Here is a 16,449-nt window from a genome sequence, read left to right as displayed (position 1 = left end):
TGGCTGGTGCGGTTCTGATATCGCATTAACATAATGTCAGCAAACGAAAGATGTGGAGGGGACGTAACCCTATGATTTTATGTAAGCCATTCAGGTTCAGAAGTCATTTAACATAATATACATTATGCGCACCAAAGTAGACTACGCAACAATCCAGTATTTTGTGGTTATGATTATGCTGGTCGCTGAAAGTCTTCTGAAGCCATTTTTTGGCATCTCCATCATCTCTTCCTCTATGTTTTACTTACACAGACGAGCATGCAGTCTCAGAACATTTGAGCGGATTGACGTGACCACTTTCGTTGAGAAATCGTTGGGCAACGAACTGATGACTGTATCAAGTGCCAGAGGAACATGTTCAGCCAGCGTCTGCATGATCTCCTGCATCTGCTGCTCAGGAAATTTCAGTGCTTTTGCCGTTGCCAAAAAATGTCGCGGATAGATTTTGTCGATAGCCGTTTTTCGGCCTTTTGATGCGCTAAGACTCATCGCCAGTTTTAGATCGCTGATGTGCATTCCAGCTCCGCCAAGTACGGGAAACGCCGAAATGATGTCATAAAATGGCGTTAGCTTGTAACTCCCTCCAGCCTGAATAAAAACAGAAAAATTCTTCGCATGTCCGTCTGTAGCACCAAGTAACCACTGGAACACCTGGAATTTCATAAAATTGTGGCGATCTTTAAGCGCTTCGCTGGAACCGAGTAAAAACGTCATGATATGAGAAATCCCCGGCCCACCATCCGACTCATATTTCACTGATGACGGAAGTCCGAATGTCTGGCACATATCCTCTTGCGGTAGCCGAAGTAACATTGAATGGGTTGTGTTCCATCGCCTGTCAAAACGTTCGACGGCAAGTGCCCGAATTGCACCGGCCTTGATTATCTCCGCATTTGGGACATCAAAACCCAGCGCCTTGGCCAGCGACAGGCAAAAGTATTCATTATCAACACTATCACTAAGATCCAGTGTTGCATTTGGCTGCTTAATTTCCCCGATAGGCAGTTTGATAATGTGCGTTGTCGGTGTAATTCCTGTGGGTATACACCAGCCTTCGTCTGACCTGAGAAGCGCTGTTTTTTCCTGAGCTCCGGCAACAGAAATACGAAAGTTATCCTCCTCAGCGATCATGCCGAGAGGAATATCAGATTGGTATGCCGACAGGACACGCTCAAGTTTCTTCTCACTCAAGGTTTCCCAGGTCATTTCCTGGGTGCTTACCGTTTCATCAGGGGGCAATAATGTCACTGCGCCAACACTGTCTCGCCCTACTTCTGACAATAAATCAAAGGGTTGCTTAGAACGGGCATGATAGCGCTTTACGATACGATCCCGAACAATCGGGCTATCAGGCAGCAGGTTATCAAAGAAATTAAACACAGCATCAGAGGTGATATTGCCAACCTGTAACGGCAATGATAAGGACAACGGCCTGGCATGGCGATTGAACAGCCACTCTTTTTCATACTTAAAGGTATGCGCCCCATTCGGCAACTTGGTCAGCTCGCCTACCCGTTCGTTGTTCATCCACGTCACTAATTTAGGCATTACCAGTCCAGATCCTGTTGTTCATCTTTTTCAGATTGCGTTGACATCTCGTCACTTTCGTACAACGCCATTTTCATTTCAAGTGACTGTAAAATCTTAAAAAAAGTGGTCAGCGTTGTGTTGTCGGGCGAGTTTTCAAAGTTCGATATCGTGGCTTGCTTGATCCCGATTTTTTTCGCCAACTCGCTTTGAGTCCAGTTATTTTTTTGACGAATCAGCTTCATCGTGTTTGCCAGTTGAACCGGGCTATAAATCATCGGTGGTTTCATGCGCTCATCTCCACAGGAATTTATCCCCTTGCGGGGATATTGCAAGTATTATCCCCGCAAGGGGATATTGTCAACCTGTGTAGCAGGAATATCCCTTTCAGCGGATAAAGACTGATTTATCCCCTTCAGGGGATATGTCGGAATTGCCGCAATACAGATTGCCAACATGGTTGGGGCTCATCCCATCGCTCTTTCCCGTACCAGCCGTAAAAACAAAGTGTTAATGCAAGCAGGTGCGGCAGCGGTCATTGCCACAACCGAACAAGATGTGACGCAAGAGCTGAACGCAATCACGCAAGATAACGGGGTTAACGTGGTTTTTGATCCTGTTGGCGGGCCTGATGTGGCTAAACTGGCAAGTTGCATGGCACAAGAGGGGCAATTTTTCCAGTATGGTGCTCTAACAGGTGACCGCCACTTTTATGAACTCAGCTAATAAACCCTAGAAAATTACCCTCCCTAATCAAATAAATCGTTCTGCGTTATGCTTTTCCACTACAACAGCTAAAGGATAACGTCATGCACACAGTAAAACTGAACAACGGTGTAGAAATGCCCCTGCTGGGCTTTGGTGTTTTTCAAATGACAGACACCGCAGAATGCGAGCGTGCGGTTATCGAGGCGGTCGAAACGGGCTATCGCCTGATTGATACGGCAGCCTCCTATCTGAATGAAACTCAGGTTGGGAACGCGCTGAAACAAAGTGGTATTGCGCGTAATGAATTGTTTGTCACCACCAAACTCTGGTTACAGGACACCTGTTACGAAGGGGCAAAGGCGCAATTTGAGCGTTCGCTGAACCGCCTGCAGATGGATTATGTTGACATGTATCTGATTCATCAGCCTTATGGCGATGTCCATGGCGCATGGCGGGCCATGGAAGAATTACACCAGGCTGGTAAAATTCGGGCCATTGGTGTCAGTAATTTTCATCCAGACAGGCTCGCCGATCTCATGGCATATAACCATGTGATACCAGCGGTCAACCAGATCGAAGTCAATCCGTTTAACCAGCAGTTACATGCTGCGTCCTGGATGAAGAGCCGTGGCATTCAACCTGAAGCGTGGGCTCCTTTTGCCGAAGGGAAAAATGCCCTCTTCCAGCACCCGGTATTAACCGCCATCGGCCAACAATATGGTAAAAGCGTCGGACAGGTCATTCTGCGCTGGCTCTACCAGCGCGGCATTGTATCCCTGGCAAAATCGGTACGCAAAGCGCGGATGCAAGAGAATATCAACATCCTCGACTTTGAGCTTAGCCAGGATGACATACTCAACATCACAGCCATTGATACGGCGACCAGCGCATTTTTCTCTCACCGCGATCCGGCCATGGTGGAATGGTTGACCGGTCGTAAACTCGACGTCTAACCTGCAATATCAGGCACACGCGGGGTGAAAATCGCCTCGTTTGTGTTCGCGTTAATTATTCCATAATCATGAATTCTGAAAGCAAAACAAATCCACATACAGGAACAATAAGAGCCCTTACACTCTCCTTACGTTAAGCAATATATTCATTTAAAAAAGGTGCAATATGAAATATCGAACGTTAGGACGCAGTGGATTAACCGTCTCTGCTTTGGGGATGGGAGCCATGAATTTGAGTTTCGGTACAGGGAAAGCGGTTGACGATAATACCGGTATAAACGTGCTGCATGCGGCGGTTGATCGTGGGATTACATTTTTCGATACTGCTCAGGCCTACGGCCCCTATATAAATGAAAAACTGGTTGGCAAAGCCCTTCAGCCCTACCGGGATAAGGTCGTTATTGCGACTAAATTTGGCTTCAAACTGGAAGATGGCGTGACTACGGGCCTGGATAGCCGGCCAGAGAATATTCGTGCGGTGGCCGAAGCATCATTGAAGAGCCTAAAGACGGACTATATTGATCTGTTTTACCAGCACCGCGTCGATCCCTGTGTTCCCATTGAAGAGGTGGCAGGCACACTCCAGGACCTTATTAAAGAAGGGAAAATACGTCATTACGGTCTCTCTGAAGCAGGGGCTGATACGATTCGCCGTGCTCATGCGATCCATCCTGTAACCGCCGTTCAGAATCAATATTCCCTGTGGACACGCGAACCCGAAAACGATGTTCTTCCCGTCTGCGAAGCGTTAGGCATTGGGTTTGTTCCCTGGGGGCCACTCGGAACCGGTTTTTTGACCGGAACAATTGATGCCTCAACCACATTCGATGCCGATACCGATTTGCGTGCAAGTTTTCCACGTTTCACCCCGGATGCAATCAAAGCAAATATGCCTCTGGTTGAGATGCTGCGGGATGTCGCGGCCCGTAAGCATGCCACCCCAGTACAGATTGCGCTGGCCTGGTTACTGGCCCAGAAACCCTGGATTGTTCCAATCCCAGGCATGGACAAGGTGGCCTATATTGATGACAACCTGAAATCTGTCGAACTGGAACTCAGTTTCCGTGATTTATCTGACATGGATACATTACTCTCAGGCATTCAGATACAGGGAAATCGCCTGGATGACGGGTTACTATCACTGTCAGAATGATGCGACAGAGCCGGAGTCAAGGTTACACCCACTGCCTCGTCGTTCCCCCTCACTGTTCCTCAAATACCTCACTGAGGATCTGAGTCAGCAATTCAAATACCAGGCGAACACGGGACGGTAGCAACGGCTGATGGGGACGGAAAATATACAAATGCCAGGGATGGAAATTGTATTCAGGCAAAATATTGACCAGCTCACCACGACGCAAATAAGGACGAACAGTCATATCCGGCAGTTGGCTGTAGGTTCTTCCTGCCAGTGCGGAGGCTAATTCACTGCCGATATCCGCAGAAATAAACGCGGGCTGCTCCGGAAAGAAACTACTGCCATCAGCGAACTGCCACGGCCAAATCCGGCCTGAATTACTGTTATTTAACGCACTGAGTGGGAAATGATATTGCAGATCATGCAGAGAGACCGGCATGCCCTTACGGGCAATTAAATCAGGTGCAGCCACAATATTAATACCAACGGGTCGTATCGTTCTAACGATAAATCGATTATCCGGTATTGCGCCAATCCGAATACCGATATCGATTTGCTCATCAATAATATTGAGATGGGAATCACAAGGCAGCCACTGAATATTGATTGCGGGATAATCAATCAGTCTTTGCAGTAAACGGTGCAGGATATCCTGGTTTTCAAAAAGAGGCGGCAGCGTCACGTGTACACTCCCTGCCATCTCCTGAACATTTTTGCGTTTACCCTCCGCAAAGAGAGCATCACTATTGGCCAGCAGTGCTTCCGCTTTTGGCCAAAAATGCAGGCCAAAGGTCGTCAATTTCATCTGCCGTGTATTACGTATAAACAACATCTCCCCAAGCTGTTGTTCAAGCTCTGCAATACCCCGGGTTACCTGCTGGGGCGCGATCCCCAGACGGGTTGCTGTCTCCCTGAATCTCAGGGTTTCTGCTGCGGTACAGAAGATTTTCAGGGTATCAAGTTTATCCAGCATCGACACGCTCAGAGACCATATTTCAATACATTATTATTCCAAAAATAGCCGATTCTGTCTGCCTGGAACTCGTTCTCATTCATGAATGATACTCATAAACGCATACGGATTTACGCTCTCACTCTCAACGATTTCTCGCGCTATCCTTTGTTATCTCAGACAACACCCCAGGCGTTGGGTTGTCTCAGTGATTCTAAGGTGAAATCAATGAAAGAAATTATCGTTGTGATTGGAAGCGGCTCAATCGCACAGGCTATCGCCCGCCGGGTCAGCGTTGGGAAGACTATTTTGCTTGCCGATATTAACCCGGAAAATGCAAAAGAAGCCGAACAGACTCTCTCCCGGGCTGGTTTCGAGGTTAGAACAACGGGAGTTGACGTGTGTTCCCGCGAATCAATTCAGGCACTGGTCAAAACGGCCTGTGAGCTCGGTGAAATCAAGGGCGTTATCCATACCGCAGGTCTTTCACCTTCCCAGGCCAAAGCGCAGGATATCATCCGCGTTGATCTCTATGGTACGGCGGTCCTGTTTGAGGCGTTTGGTCGGGTCATTGCGCCTGGCGGCGCAGCCGTTGTTATCGGTTCTCAGTCCAGCCATCGTCTTCATGTTGATGCCCTTTCTCAGCACCAGGCAGATATGCTCGCGACGCTGCCACCGGAAGATTTACTGGCCTTGCCCTGGATTTCGGCAGTCGACGACAGCCTCTATGCATACCAAATTTCTAAACGAGGCAATGCGTTACGGGTTATGGCGGAAGCCGTTAAGTGGGGAAAACGGGGCGCCAGAATCAATTGTATTAGTGCCGGTATTGTCTACACGCCTCTGGCGTATGACGAGCTGAACAGCGCAGAGCGTGGCGAGTTCTATCGGAATATGCTGACAAAATCTCCGGCTGGCCGTGGCGGCACACCGGATGAAATCGGTGAATTAGCGGCATTTATGTTTGGTCCTGGCGGAACTTACATTACCGGTAGCGATATTCTGATCGATGGTGGTGCGACAGCGTCATATAAATATGGCGAATTAAGGCCTTAATCTTTCGGCGGTAAATGCATCAGGATCGTTTGGCCCAGATAATTACTCCAGTTAAAGCTATTTTGTAGAACGATTACCGCATTTTGGTTTTTTTGGTCAAAGCCAATGTAACTGGAATATCCGCCAATATAGCCCACCTGATAGGTAATTTTGCGATCCGGAGATGAGTCGCTTACCCACGCAATATTGGCGGCCTCTTTCTGGCGATAGAAATAGGTTTGGGTAACATCCCTAAACGCGCGATCAAGCTCTGGGGATCTTGTGGTGGAAAAATGCGCCCGGGCATATATCGCAAGATCTCGCGCGCTGCTGTATAAGCTTGCCGCGCCCGCCATATTCTGCTGGAATACCCAGTCAGGCGTCAGTTCACCGCGCGATATCAACTTAGGTTGATCGCCTGCATGGCCCAGCGCGCGATAAGAATAACGCCTGAGCTGCATTGGGGTATAGCTGCTGTTTTGCATCATTAAAGGTGTAAACAACGTGCGCTGAGCCAGGCTTTCGATGGACTCGCCCGTGTGTTGTCGCAGAATATAACCTAGGATGGCATAGCCGAGATTAGAATATTGTGGGACACGGGGTTCAGGGGCGGTAAAGTCACTGAGGTAAGTCAGTACATTATCGCTGTCCAGTTGGGTGTAAAAATTCTCGCCGGTACTGAAATAACCGACCAGATGTTCCAGCGTCAGCAAGTCCATTGGCTGACGAGGTAACCCAGAGGTATGAGTTACCAACTGCAGTAACGTTATCTTCTTCGCATCCGGGCTGAGTGTTGTCGATTCTGGCAACAGCGTTTCCAGCGTATCCGTCCAGCGGAATTTTCCCTCGTTAACCAGCATCGTCGTGATTTCAGCCGTCACGCCTTTACTCAGCGAACCTAGCGCGAACAGAGTATCAGGAGTAATGGCATAACGATGTTTATCGTCAGTAATACCGTAGGAATGAAATTCAGCCGCCCCATTATGCTGAATAATGGCCACGATAAGACCTGTCACCTGTTTGTCCTGCATATATTGCTGGATCATCGGGTCAATGCCACGGCCATAGTACCCCACCACAATGGGGGTATTGTTTTGCTCCGGAATTTCCATTTGTGAAAGTGTACTGGTGCTACACCCCGTCAGTATCACAACAGGAAGGAGAGAAAACGGCGCGTTAATTTTCATTGTCAGGGGCAGACATGGATGATTCACGTTCCAGGTGAAAAGAGGCGCGCATTATATAACAGTCTCAGGTTAGTTTTGAATTCATGATGGGATCAACGTGATTCATTATCATGATCGGCGGTCATGATAACCGAAACGCCCTTCTCGCTGACCGCGTTGATCCAGTCAGCATCTGTACCATTTTCTACGACAACGGTATTAACCAACGACACGTCACCAATCACAAATGACGATGCTGTGTTAATTTTCTCTGGAGAGGCCAGCACGATGGTTTCTGCAGCTCTGCCGGAAAATGCACGTTTGATGCACGCTTCTTCATAATCGCCAGTGGTAAGCCCCGCCTCAGGATGAATACCGGTAACCCCCATGAAAAACAGGTCGGCATGGACGGTGTTGATCCCTTCGATGGCCGCCGCACCTACCGTCACAATCGAATGTTTATACAGACGACCGCCAATTAAAATAACCTCAATGGAGGGATGATCGACCAGGCCCAGCGCGATGCCGGGGCTGTGAGTGATGACGGTAATGGCGAGGTGGCGTGGTAAAAATGTGATCAGTTCTGAAGTGGTTGTTCCGCCGTCAATAATCACGACCTGACCTGATGAGATCAGCTGTGCCCCTCTCTGAGCCACGCTTTTTTTAGCCTCTATTTTCAGTGATTTGCGCTCAGAAAAGGGGGCGATAGCGGATGAGGCGGGTAATGCACCGCCATGCACGCGCTGCAAACGCCCTTCGGTTGCCAGCTCGCGTAAATCGCGACGAATGGTATCTTCGGAAACGTCAAACTGGATACTGAGTGCGCCGGAAAGAACCTGGCCTTCGGCTTCAAGTTTTTCAAGGATTAACTGCTTGCGCTGACTGGTAAGCATCTCTCTTTTCCTGTTAATGCACGATTTATCTTGAATATGCACGATATTGCTGATTATGATACTTACTCTACGTAAGGAGAAAGTATCGTGCAATCAAAACGTGCAGAAATACGCATTATCGAGAGCCAGACGCTGTCCGATAACTGGTACGTCCTGAAGAAATACACCTTTGATCAGCAGCGTCGCGATGGCGAATGGCAGCGGCAAGAACGTGAAGTCTACGACCGGGGGAATGGTGCAACGATCCTGCTCTATAACCGTGACAAAAAAACGGTGATCCTCACTCGTCAGTTCCGCTTCCCGGTGTTTATCAATGGGCATGATGGCTATCTCATTGAATCCGCTGCGGGATTGCTCGATAACATGGATCCTGAAAGCCGAATCAAGGCCGAGGCGGAAGAAGAGACCGGTTTTCGGGTGTCCCGCGTTGAAAAGGTGTTCGAGGCATACATGAGCCCCGGCTCAGTGACCGAGAAGCTGTTCTTTTATCTGGCGGAGTATCACCCACACGATAAAACCAGCGCTGGTGGTGGGTTAAAATCAGAGGGAGAAGACATCGAAGTGCTTGAACTCTCACTGAATGAGGCACTAGAGGGCATCGCGAAAGGGCTGATCGTCGACGGGAAAACCATCATGCTGCTTTACCATGTTGCACTGAAAGGCATTTTATAAGCGTCAGAACCCTCGATACCCGCCACAATGCGGGTATCGGCGTGTGCTATTCTTGCTGGAATAGCCAAACTGGAGATGTGTCAATGTCCGACTGGAATCCTTCTCTTTACCTGCAATTCGGGGCAGAGCGTACCCGTCCCGCGGCTGAACTGCTCGCCAGAGTCTCTGTCGAAAACATCACTTCCATTGCCGATCTCGGTTGCGGGCCAGGGAACAGTACGGCTCTGTTAAGACACCGTTGGCCGTCGGCACAGATTACTGGGGTGGATAATTCCCCCGCTATGCTGGAAGAGGCGCGCAACGCGTTGCCAGATTGCCACTTCGTTGAGGCCGATATTCAGCAATATAAGCCTCATCAGCCGCTGAGCCTCATTTACGCCAACGCCTCCCTGCAATGGATACCGAACCACTATGAGCTTCTGCCTCATCTTGTCTCTCAGCTCAAATTAAACGGTGTGCTGGCCATTCAAATGCCCGATAACTGGCTGGAGCCCACGCACGTGTCGATGCGGGAAGTGGCGTATGAACAAGGTTATCCCGATCGCGGACGTGAACCGTTGCCTGGCGTACATGCCTATTACGATATTTTGACTGAAGCCGGATGTGACGTAGATATCTGGCGAACCACCTATTATCACAAAATGCGTTCACATCAGGCGATTATTGACTGGGTAAGTGCCACGGGGTTGCGTCCCTGGTTACAGGAGCTGAACGAGAGTGAACAGAAGAACTTCCTGAAGCGGTATCATCAGTTACTGGAAGAGCAGTATCCGCTCCAGGAAAACGGGCAGATACTGCTGGCATTTCCACGGCTTTTTATCGTCGCGAAACGTGAGCCATGAGCCGATTATCAGAATTGATAAACGACGCCTACGGCGACAACATCGTCAGTGTTAATCCCCGCTTCGCGGGTAAATTTATCCTCATCGACGAGGTTAACCATATAATCAACAAACACATTGATGTTTTTGTTGAAATTATAGGTTGCACCAAAGTCGACATATTTTATTAAATCTTCATCGCCATAGGTATTTCCTGCGGCGGCTTTGCCCAGGTTTTTGCCTTTCAGTACGTCATACGCGACAAAAGGTTGCAGACCGAAATCAAATTGGTATCCGGCATAGAATTCCATGATTTGGGACTTATTGGCATATCCGTAGGCGCTATCACTTGAATGAGAGCCAAAGCGTGAAGCGTTATACGCCTGCGTGAACATCGCGGCCAGATAGATATTATTGGCATCATATTTAATTGCGCCAGAATATGCCTCTGCGCGTTTACCCTGCCCCATAATACCAACGGTGTTATTTTGCTCATTAGAGCGATCGGCGCTCATCAATGAACCTGCAACACTGAAGCCCGCACCAATATCATAGGTGACAGATGCGCCAAAACCGTCGCCATTTTGACGTAAAACGTCACGCACACCGGGTTCGCCACCACCATCATTTTTACCCTGGTATTGCAGGGCAAAATCAAGACCTTCTACGGCGCCGAAGAAATCGGTATTTCGGTAAGTCAGTAAGCCATTAGCACGGCTAAACATGAACTGGTCTGAGCCATAACTCTGGCTGCATATCCGTATAGCCCAGGGAATCATACAGCACGCCTTTATTACGCCCGTAATCGACAGAACCAAAATCGCTCACTTTCAGACCGGCAAAAGCATAACGAGTGCGCGGGTTATTGCTCTCAGACTCCGCGCCATTGGCATTAATATGCATCTGCCATTGACCGTAACCTGTGACTTTATCGTTAATTTGTGTTTCACCACGGAACCCAAGACGCATATAGGTCTGATCGCCATTCCAGTCGCTACTGTCATTATCAGAAAAATAATGCTCGGCAGAAACCAGACCATACAGATCAAGTTTATTACCATCTTTATTATAAATTTCTGCTGCGTGTGCGGTTGTGCAGAGCAATGAGGCACTCACCAACATGCTCAGTTGATTAATTTTCATTTTTATACCCTGTTATATGCCACTTATTATTTTTACAACCCTAAAAGGAGTTGCAGGGCAATATAGTTATCATCGATGTAAAAACAAGTAAAACATTTAAATCATTAGCGCACAAATCGTTAATTTATCATGTAACCAAATTCAATTTTTAAAAGCACATATTGCGAACGTAATTTAACTCAAAAAAAGATATTAGAATTTAGTTACTCTGGCGCATTCTATGGTATTGCTGTCTATCTCGGGAATGATATTCTGTGGTGCTGCTCAAGCTCATCATGTACCCGCAGGACATGCAAGAACGCGCCTCCTTCCAGGGTCAGGGCTGTTAACGTTGAGAGGCTAAAAATATGTAAGCTGCATACTGTGTACCGGTAACTACGCCATTCATCAGCATATGAAGTATCACTGGCATAAGAAGCCCTCCGCTCTTCACCCGTGCCACCGTAAACGTTAAAGACACCAGAAACAAGATAATAAATGTTCTTATTTCAGTATATTGCAAATGGACAGCCGAAAATATCAGGGCTACTTTTCTGTGTATGTATCTCAGGTACAAATACACTGCGATACATGCACAGGAAAATACCGGGTGTCAGAGTGAAATACGATAACGGACGTAATCGTCGGCTTCGCCGAATTTGTCATATAACTTACGAGCCGGGTTATTTTCTCGCGTAACCCAGTACAGTTTTGACCAACCCTCCCGCTTACCTTCAGCCAGAAGCGCGTCGATTAATGCATGCCCCGCCCCAGCCCCTCGGAAATTCTCATCCACAAAGAGATCTTCCAGATAGCATATTGGGGCCGTTGACCACGTACCTTCATGCAGCAGACACATGGCGAATCCTATAACCTTTCCATCATTCTCCGCCACACGGCAAAAAAGCGAGGAATGAGGGTTAAGCGCCCTTTCCCACGTAAATGCAGTCACAGATTCATCCAGTTCACACTCATAAAAATGCGTGTAACCATCCCATAATGGACGCCACTGTAGGTAATCTTCTGCACATAACTCTCTCACAATTACAGCCATATTTTCCTCATCCTACAGGTCTATTGCCATGTCAAAACAACGTAATTCAGCTTCTGCCAGCCTGGAGGGATAGCGATTTTCACCTAAGGTTACAAACCCATGTTTTTGATAAAAAGAGTGGGCATTGGGTGTCGAAGAGAGCGTCAACCGCGTCATACCTCTCGCTTTCGCCTCCTGCTTAATGGCATCGAGGATCTGCGTTGCCAGCCCTTTTCCCGCTGCGTCTGGCAGGGTAAACACCGCTTCAACACAACAGGTTTCCAGATCCAGATATCCCGTGGCCACAGCCTCGCCGTTTTCATCTTCGACGACATAAAAAGGGTTGATTTGTATCATTTTCCGGTAGTGTTCTGGCATATTTTCGGGCGTCCAGCGCCGAATAACAGCCTCATCGTAACTGGTTTGACACCCAACCCGGATGGCTAAATTGCGAATCAGCCAAAGCCTTTCAGCTTCCTCCGGCACGGCGAGTCTTACGCTCATAAACCCTCTGCTATTTTTGGTAGTCAAAACTTACAGCCAATCTTCGGCGTATGTGGTAATCATGAAAATAGCAGAAGACAAACAAAAGCATAACGCCAAAAAAAGGAGATCTGTGCGATGCCAATCCCGACGTTAACAACCGGGCGACTGTTACTCACCCCTCTGGTTGCCGAAGATGCCAGACAGATTCAACAACTCTATCCTCGCTGGGAAATTGTCCGGTATATGGTGGCAACCGTTCCCTGGCCTTATCCGGACAACGGGGCAGAACACTACGTGAACAATGTAGCGTTGCCGGATATGGAAAAAGGAATCGCCTGGTTCTGGACCATTCGCCGTCGGGAAGCGCCGGATGAACTGATGGGCCTGATCTGTTTATACGATGTCGAGGACAATAACCGTGGATTCTGGTTAGCACCGGAATGGCAAGGCCAGGGCTACATGCGCGAAGCCAGTATTGCCGCAACGGATTTCTGGTTTAATACGCTAAATAAATCGGTGTTACGTGCCCCTAAAGCGGCACTCAATAGCCGCTCCCAGCGCATTTCAGCCAGTAGCGGCATGCGGATTGTCCGGACAGAGAAGAAAGAATATGTCAGCGGATTGCTGGACTCAGAACTGTGGGAAATAACCCGCGATGAATGGAATGCCCGTCACGTCAGTTGATAGTGCTTGTCTGGTAACACGCGATCCGGCAATACCTCTTCATCGTTCATCTGTAACAGGTCTCTCTCCATCGCGTTACAGATGGCATCCAGCGGCAAATCGTTATCTTCTGTACCGAAGGGATCTTCCAGCTCTTCTGCCAGCGTATCCAGCGAGATGAAGGTATAAGAGATCAGCGCTGACACAAACGGCGTCATGTAGTGCAGATCGACCACTAACGCAAACGGCAACATAATGCAGAAGAGATACACCGTACGGTGAAGAATCAATGTATAGGCAAAGGGTACGGGCGTACTGGCAATACGCTCGCAGCCCGCAAGGACGACCGACATATCGTTTAGCCGGTTATTGAGGCTATGGAACAGAATGTCAGATAACTGCCCTTCCCGGCGTCTTACTGCCAGCCATTCACCCATGATCAACACTATCCGGTTCGACGGAGAGCAAGAGTCCATCGCCAGGCGGAGATTGTGCGCGGAGAGGTAACGTGAAAGCTGCTCGGCCTGCGGCTGACGGCGCAGTGCCATGCGCAGACAATGGGCAAAAGCGATTTGCAGGCGAACAAATTCCCCCAAATGTGGGTCGTCCGGTAATGTGTTTTTTACCTCGCGAAAGAGTGACCGCGCCGCTATCATCAGTTGCCCCCATAAAAGCCGCGCCTCAACGTAACGCGAATAGCAGGCGTTATTCCTGAAACCAAGGAAAATGGCGATCGCAACGCCGAGAATACTGAACGGCGCAACGGTCAGTTTGATACCGAGGGATGAGTACCACGGCAGCATCAGGATAACGGCGATTGACAACAGGAAGTTAAGAAACAACCGGGTATAGATTTTGGGTAGAACCGAGCCGTGCCAGACAAAAATCAGACGTAGCCAGTGCTGTTGAGGACGAACAATCATAGTCAGCTTCAGGAAAATAAAGAGCGTGACTATTAAACGTGATCGCCTTCACAGTTGCAAGCATGTTAATAGAACATTGCATTTTCTGTTCTGCAAAGCGAAATGCGCACGGTGCTTCTCCGTATTTTTTAAAACAGAGCGCGATAGTATGTTGTAACTAATAGATCACCGATAAAAACCCGGCCGAAGCCGGGCTGAAAAATTAGCAGAGTGGTTTAACCGCTGCGCGCATGCCCTGAAGCAAAATCGCATCCAGATCAAGCGTAACTTGTTCTACCAATCCATTAACCTGAGTGAGATCTTGCTCCCAGTGCTCGCTTACAGCCAGTACTGCTTTCACCAGTTCACTGGTGCTGATCTGTTTATCATGGTGTTTCGCCCACAGTTGCTGGAAACGCTCAAGCCAGTGAGCATCATCCTGAACCGGATAGCTTTCGCCATTACGTTCTGCGCGATAGAACGCAATCAATGCCGCCAGAGCAAAAGTCAGACGCGCAGGCAATTTACCGTTCGTCTTCTGCCCTGCCAGCAGTTGCGGAAGAATACGCGTGCGATATTTGGTCATCCCGTTGAGGGCAATCGACAGCAGCTGATGTTTGATATACGGGTTGCGGAAACGCCCTGTTACCGCACTGGCGAAGGATTCAAGCTCATCGCGCGGCAAATCCAGCACAGGAATAATTTCCTGGTAGATAGCTTTCTCAACAAACGCGCAAATTTCAGCGTCGTTCATCGCTTCGCCAACGGTGTCCAGCCCTGCCTGGAATGCAACCGGAACCAGTGCTGTATGCGCGCCATTCAGGATCGCCACTTTGCGCTCTTTGTACGGTTTGATGTCATCGACAATCAGGACGTTCAGCGGGAATTTATCCAGACGCAACTCACTGGCAAGTGATTTAGGACCCTGAATAACAAACAGATAGAAATGTTCGGCGGTATCAAGGAATCCATCGTGGTAGCCCAGCTCGGTTTCCAGTGCAGCCACTTCATCACGCGGATAGCCCGTCACAATACGGTCAACCAGCGTCGAACAGAAGCTGTTTGCATCATTCAGCCACTGAGTAAATGCCGCAGGCAGTGCCCATTCCTGCGCATAGCGCAGCACCAGCTCACACAGGGCATCACCATTATAATCAATCAGTTCGCACGGAATAATGACCCAACCCTTATCCGCCGCACCATTAAAGTGGCTAAAACGCTCGAACAGAAGGCGCGTCAGTTTAGCGGGATAACTCACCGCTGGCGCGTCCTCAAATTTATCGCCGGCATGGTAACTGATGCCCGCTTCCGTGGTATTGGAGAAAACAAAACGCATGTCAGGATTATGCGCCAGTTTCAGAAACTCATCGTATTGACCGTAAACGCTGATTTCACGGTTAACAGAACGGATAAGACGCGCATCGCTGACCGCTTCGCCCTTCTCGTTAAGGCCGCGAATGATGGTGGTGTAGAGACCATCCTGCGTGCTCAGTGACGGCGGGAAATCGCTCTGAATAGGACGAACAATCACCACACCAGAGTTAAGATCGGTGTTTTCATTCAACAGGTCGATTTGCCAGTCAATAAAAGCACGCAAAAAGTTGCCTTCACCAAACTGAATGATACGTTCTGGGTAGAGAGCACCGGGGAAATCACGACGGTTGAGTGTGTTCACAATGGGGTCCTTTTTTGATTAGTCATACAGCCTGATAAGATTGGTGTAATAACTTACCAAAACTTTTCGACCAAGACCCCTGTTTTGATCAATTCATGATGCAATTGTGAAAATAGTTATAAAAACTTATAGAAAACTGAAGTCGCCGTCATCGCACCGTCTGGCATTAACGCATAACGAGGGATTTCCCCTACTTTCTGCCAGCCGGCACGCTGATAGAACGTCTCAGCGCCGCTACCAGTAGCGGTATCGAGCACCAGAACCGTAATCCCGCACGCTCTGGCGTGAGTTTCAAGTGACGCCATCAACGTCAGTGCGGCGCCTTTACGGCGTGCTTTCTCACGCACCAACAGTTTAGCCACATCGGCACGGTGCGGCTGATTTTCAGGCTGGTCGGTAACCAGCTGTACCGTGCCGATGATTCCGTCGTGCTTATCAATGCAGGCCAGGACGGTGCGCTCATTACGATCAACGCTTTGCGCAATACCAGTCCAGAAAGCGCGTGCTTTCTCGCGCGTAAACGGCGACATAAAACTGACAGATGCGCCGCCGTTCACACAGTTTTCGAGGATATCGGCCAACACATCAATGTGGGTGAGAATTGCTTCCCGCGAGAGGGTTTCGGTGTGCAGTGGGGTATTCATTCGGTTTCCTTGTAGTGAATCCCCTCACTTTGCAGTTAACATTTATTTAACGCAATCCT

Annotated in this window: 17 protein-coding genes and 2 pseudogenes; 7 read left to right on the top strand and 12 right to left on the bottom strand. The window is 48.8% G+C overall.

Translation table 11 applies throughout. The features are described 5' to 3' along the window. Positions 1-240: 240 nt before the first annotated feature. Both GF617_RS03670 and hipB read right to left on the bottom strand, forming a co-directional pair. Entirely contained in the window at positions 241-1,548 is a 1,308-nt protein-coding gene (locus GF617_RS03670) for a type II toxin-antitoxin system HipA family toxin (protein WP_203451079.1), read from the bottom strand. Then, positions 1,548-1,817, bottom strand: a complete 270-nt coding sequence (gene hipB / locus GF617_RS03665) for a type II toxin-antitoxin system antitoxin HipB (RefSeq protein ID WP_181623515.1) — start codon at positions 1,815-1,817, stop codon at positions 1,548-1,550. Before hipB ends, GF617_RS03670 begins: the two co-directional genes overlap by 1 nt. A 136-nt stretch (positions 1,818-1,953) precedes the next feature. Between hipB and GF617_RS03660 the strand changes: the two are divergent. The 3 genes and pseudogenes from GF617_RS03660 to GF617_RS03650 form a co-directional block, all read left to right on the top strand. Beyond that, positions 1,954-2,220 (top strand): annotated as a pseudogene (locus tag GF617_RS03660) (zinc-binding dehydrogenase); the annotation flags it as partial. A 116-nt stretch (positions 2,221-2,336) separates the two neighbouring features. Further along, a complete protein-coding gene (locus tag GF617_RS03655) occupies positions 2,337-3,188 on the top strand; it encodes an aldo/keto reductase (protein WP_181623513.1) in 852 nt (283 codons plus the stop codon). Positions 3,189-3,354: 166 nt separating this feature from the next. After that, positions 3,355-4,341: an aldo/keto reductase gene (locus GF617_RS03650; RefSeq protein ID WP_203451077.1), complete on the top strand. Its 987-nt coding sequence runs from the start codon at positions 3,355-3,357 to the stop codon at positions 4,339-4,341. A 49-nt stretch (positions 4,342-4,390) separates the two neighbouring features. Here the strand turns inward: GF617_RS03650 and GF617_RS03645 are convergent, their stop codons facing one another. Continuing rightward, positions 4,391-5,299 (bottom strand): LysR family transcriptional regulator, encoded by a 909-nt coding sequence (locus tag GF617_RS03645; RefSeq protein WP_203451076.1) that lies wholly within the window; start codon positions 5,297-5,299, stop codon positions 4,391-4,393. A 207-nt stretch (positions 5,300-5,506) separates the two neighbouring features. On the opposite strand from GF617_RS03645, the gene GF617_RS03640 reads away from it, so the two are divergent. Beyond that, positions 5,507-6,334: an SDR family oxidoreductase gene (locus GF617_RS03640; protein ID WP_203451075.1), complete on the top strand. Its 828-nt coding sequence runs from the start codon at positions 5,507-5,509 to the stop codon at positions 6,332-6,334. Here GF617_RS03640 and GF617_RS03635 read toward each other — a convergent pair. Beyond that, positions 6,331-7,500 carry a serine hydrolase gene (locus tag GF617_RS03635; protein WP_181623511.1) on the bottom strand — a complete coding sequence of 390 codons (1,170 nt, stop codon included), beginning with the start codon at positions 7,498-7,500 and terminating at the stop codon, positions 6,331-6,333. The genes GF617_RS03640 and GF617_RS03635 overlap by 4 nt on opposite strands. A gap of 92 nt (positions 7,501-7,592) precedes the next feature. Beyond that, on the bottom strand, positions 7,593-8,372 hold the full coding sequence (locus tag GF617_RS03630) for a DeoR/GlpR family DNA-binding transcription regulator (protein ID WP_203451074.1): 780 nt from the start codon (positions 8,370-8,372) through the stop codon (positions 7,593-7,595). An 87-nt stretch (positions 8,373-8,459) separates the two neighbouring features. Here GF617_RS03630 and GF617_RS03625 point away from each other — a divergent pair, with 87 nt between their 5' ends. Together GF617_RS03625 and tam are read left to right on the top strand one after the other, a co-directional pair. Further along, complete coding sequence (locus GF617_RS03625; protein WP_181623509.1) at positions 8,460-9,044, top strand: GDP-mannose pyrophosphatase; 585 nt, start codon at positions 8,460-8,462, stop codon at positions 9,042-9,044. A gap of 83 nt (positions 9,045-9,127) precedes the next feature. After that, the gene (gene tam / locus GF617_RS03620) at positions 9,128-9,886 is read left to right on the top strand and encodes a trans-aconitate 2-methyltransferase (protein ID WP_181623508.1); all 759 of its coding nucleotides are present in this window, start codon (positions 9,128-9,130) and stop codon (positions 9,884-9,886) included. Between the two features lie 8 nt (positions 9,887-9,894). Here the strand turns inward: tam and ompC are convergent. The 4 genes and pseudogenes from ompC to GF617_RS03600 all read right to left on the bottom strand — a co-directional run bounded on the left by ompC (position 9,895) and on the right by GF617_RS03600 (position 12,524). After that, positions 9,895-11,008, bottom strand: a pseudogene (gene ompC, locus GF617_RS03615) (porin OmpC). 325 nt (positions 11,009-11,333) lie between these two features. Further along, entirely contained in the window at positions 11,334-11,570 is a 237-nt protein-coding gene (locus GF617_RS27355) for a CPBP family intramembrane glutamic endopeptidase (protein ID WP_249415137.1), read from the bottom strand. A 30-nt stretch (positions 11,571-11,600) separates the two neighbouring features. Beyond that, positions 11,601-12,041 carry a GNAT family N-acetyltransferase gene (locus GF617_RS03605; RefSeq protein ID WP_181623506.1) on the bottom strand — a complete coding sequence of 147 codons (441 nt, stop codon included), beginning with the start codon at positions 12,039-12,041 and terminating at the stop codon, positions 11,601-11,603. A gap of 12 nt (positions 12,042-12,053) precedes the next feature. After that, positions 12,054-12,524, bottom strand: coding sequence for a GNAT family N-acetyltransferase (locus GF617_RS03600; protein ID WP_203451073.1), 471 nt, complete (start codon positions 12,522-12,524; stop codon positions 12,054-12,056). A 117-nt stretch (positions 12,525-12,641) separates the two neighbouring features. Between GF617_RS03600 and GF617_RS03595 the strand changes: the two genes are divergently transcribed. Continuing rightward, positions 12,642-13,190, top strand: a complete 549-nt coding sequence (locus tag GF617_RS03595) for a GNAT family N-acetyltransferase (RefSeq protein ID WP_203451072.1) — start codon at positions 12,642-12,644, stop codon at positions 13,188-13,190. Here the strand turns inward: GF617_RS03595 and GF617_RS03590 are convergent. The 3 genes from GF617_RS03590 to GF617_RS03580 all read right to left on the bottom strand — a co-directional run bounded on the left by GF617_RS03590 (position 13,178) and on the right by GF617_RS03580 (position 16,390). Next, positions 13,178-14,092: a bestrophin family protein gene (locus GF617_RS03590; protein WP_181623503.1), complete on the bottom strand. Its 915-nt coding sequence runs from the start codon at positions 14,090-14,092 to the stop codon at positions 13,178-13,180. The genes GF617_RS03595 and GF617_RS03590 overlap by 13 nt on opposite strands. A 202-nt stretch (positions 14,093-14,294) precedes the next feature. After that, on the bottom strand, positions 14,295-15,746 hold the full coding sequence (locus tag GF617_RS03585) for a tagaturonate reductase (protein WP_203451071.1): 1,452 nt from the start codon (positions 15,744-15,746) through the stop codon (positions 14,295-14,297). A 116-nt stretch (positions 15,747-15,862) separates the two neighbouring features. After that, positions 15,863-16,390: a GNAT family N-acetyltransferase gene (locus tag GF617_RS03580; protein WP_203451070.1), complete on the bottom strand. Its 528-nt coding sequence runs from the start codon at positions 16,388-16,390 to the stop codon at positions 15,863-15,865. Between the last annotated feature and the right edge of the window lie 59 nt (positions 16,391-16,449).

This window comes from Lelliottia sp. RWM.1, assembly GCF_016859735.1.
GTDB lineage: Bacteria > Pseudomonadota > Gammaproteobacteria > Enterobacterales > Enterobacteriaceae > Enterobacter.
The sequence above is the reverse complement of the archived record's forward strand: the minus strand, read 5'-3'. Positions and strand labels throughout refer to the sequence as shown.

Excerpts from the sequence above, each read along its gene's own strand:
- GF617_RS03670 (WP_203451079.1), bottom strand. The coding sequence starts at position 1,548 with ATGCCTAAATTAGTGACGTGGATGAACAACGAACGGGTAGGCGAGCTG.
- hipB (WP_181623515.1), bottom strand. The coding sequence starts at position 1,817 with ATGAAACCACCGATGATTTATAGCCCGGTTCAACTGGCAAACACGATG.
- GF617_RS03655 (WP_181623513.1), top strand. The coding sequence starts at position 2,337 with ATGCACACAGTAAAACTGAACAACGGTGTAGAAATGCCCCTGCTGGGC.
- GF617_RS03650 (WP_203451077.1), top strand. The coding sequence starts at position 3,355 with ATGAAATATCGAACGTTAGGACGCAGTGGATTAACCGTCTCTGCTTTG.
- GF617_RS03645 (WP_203451076.1), bottom strand. The coding sequence starts at position 5,299 with ATGCTGGATAAACTTGATACCCTGAAAATCTTCTGTACCGCAGCAGAA.
- GF617_RS03640 (WP_203451075.1), top strand. The coding sequence starts at position 5,507 with ATGAAAGAAATTATCGTTGTGATTGGAAGCGGCTCAATCGCACAGGCT.
- GF617_RS03635 (WP_181623511.1), bottom strand. The coding sequence starts at position 7,500 with ATGAAAATTAACGCGCCGTTTTCTCTCCTTCCTGTTGTGATACTGACG.
- GF617_RS03630 (WP_203451074.1), bottom strand. The coding sequence starts at position 8,372 with ATGCTTACCAGTCAGCGCAAGCAGTTAATCCTTGAAAAACTTGAAGCC.
- tam (WP_181623508.1), top strand. The coding sequence starts at position 9,128 with ATGTCCGACTGGAATCCTTCTCTTTACCTGCAATTCGGGGCAGAGCGT.
- GF617_RS03605 (WP_181623506.1), bottom strand. The coding sequence starts at position 12,041 with ATGGCTGTAATTGTGAGAGAGTTATGTGCAGAAGATTACCTACAGTGG.
- GF617_RS03600 (WP_203451073.1), bottom strand. The coding sequence starts at position 12,524 with ATGAGCGTAAGACTCGCCGTGCCGGAGGAAGCTGAAAGGCTTTGGCTG.
- GF617_RS03595 (WP_203451072.1), top strand. The coding sequence starts at position 12,642 with ATGCCAATCCCGACGTTAACAACCGGGCGACTGTTACTCACCCCTCTG.
- GF617_RS03590 (WP_181623503.1), bottom strand. The coding sequence starts at position 14,092 with ATGATTGTTCGTCCTCAACAGCACTGGCTACGTCTGATTTTTGTCTGG.
- GF617_RS03580 (WP_203451070.1), bottom strand. The coding sequence starts at position 16,390 with ATGAATACCCCACTGCACACCGAAACCCTCTCGCGGGAAGCAATTCTC.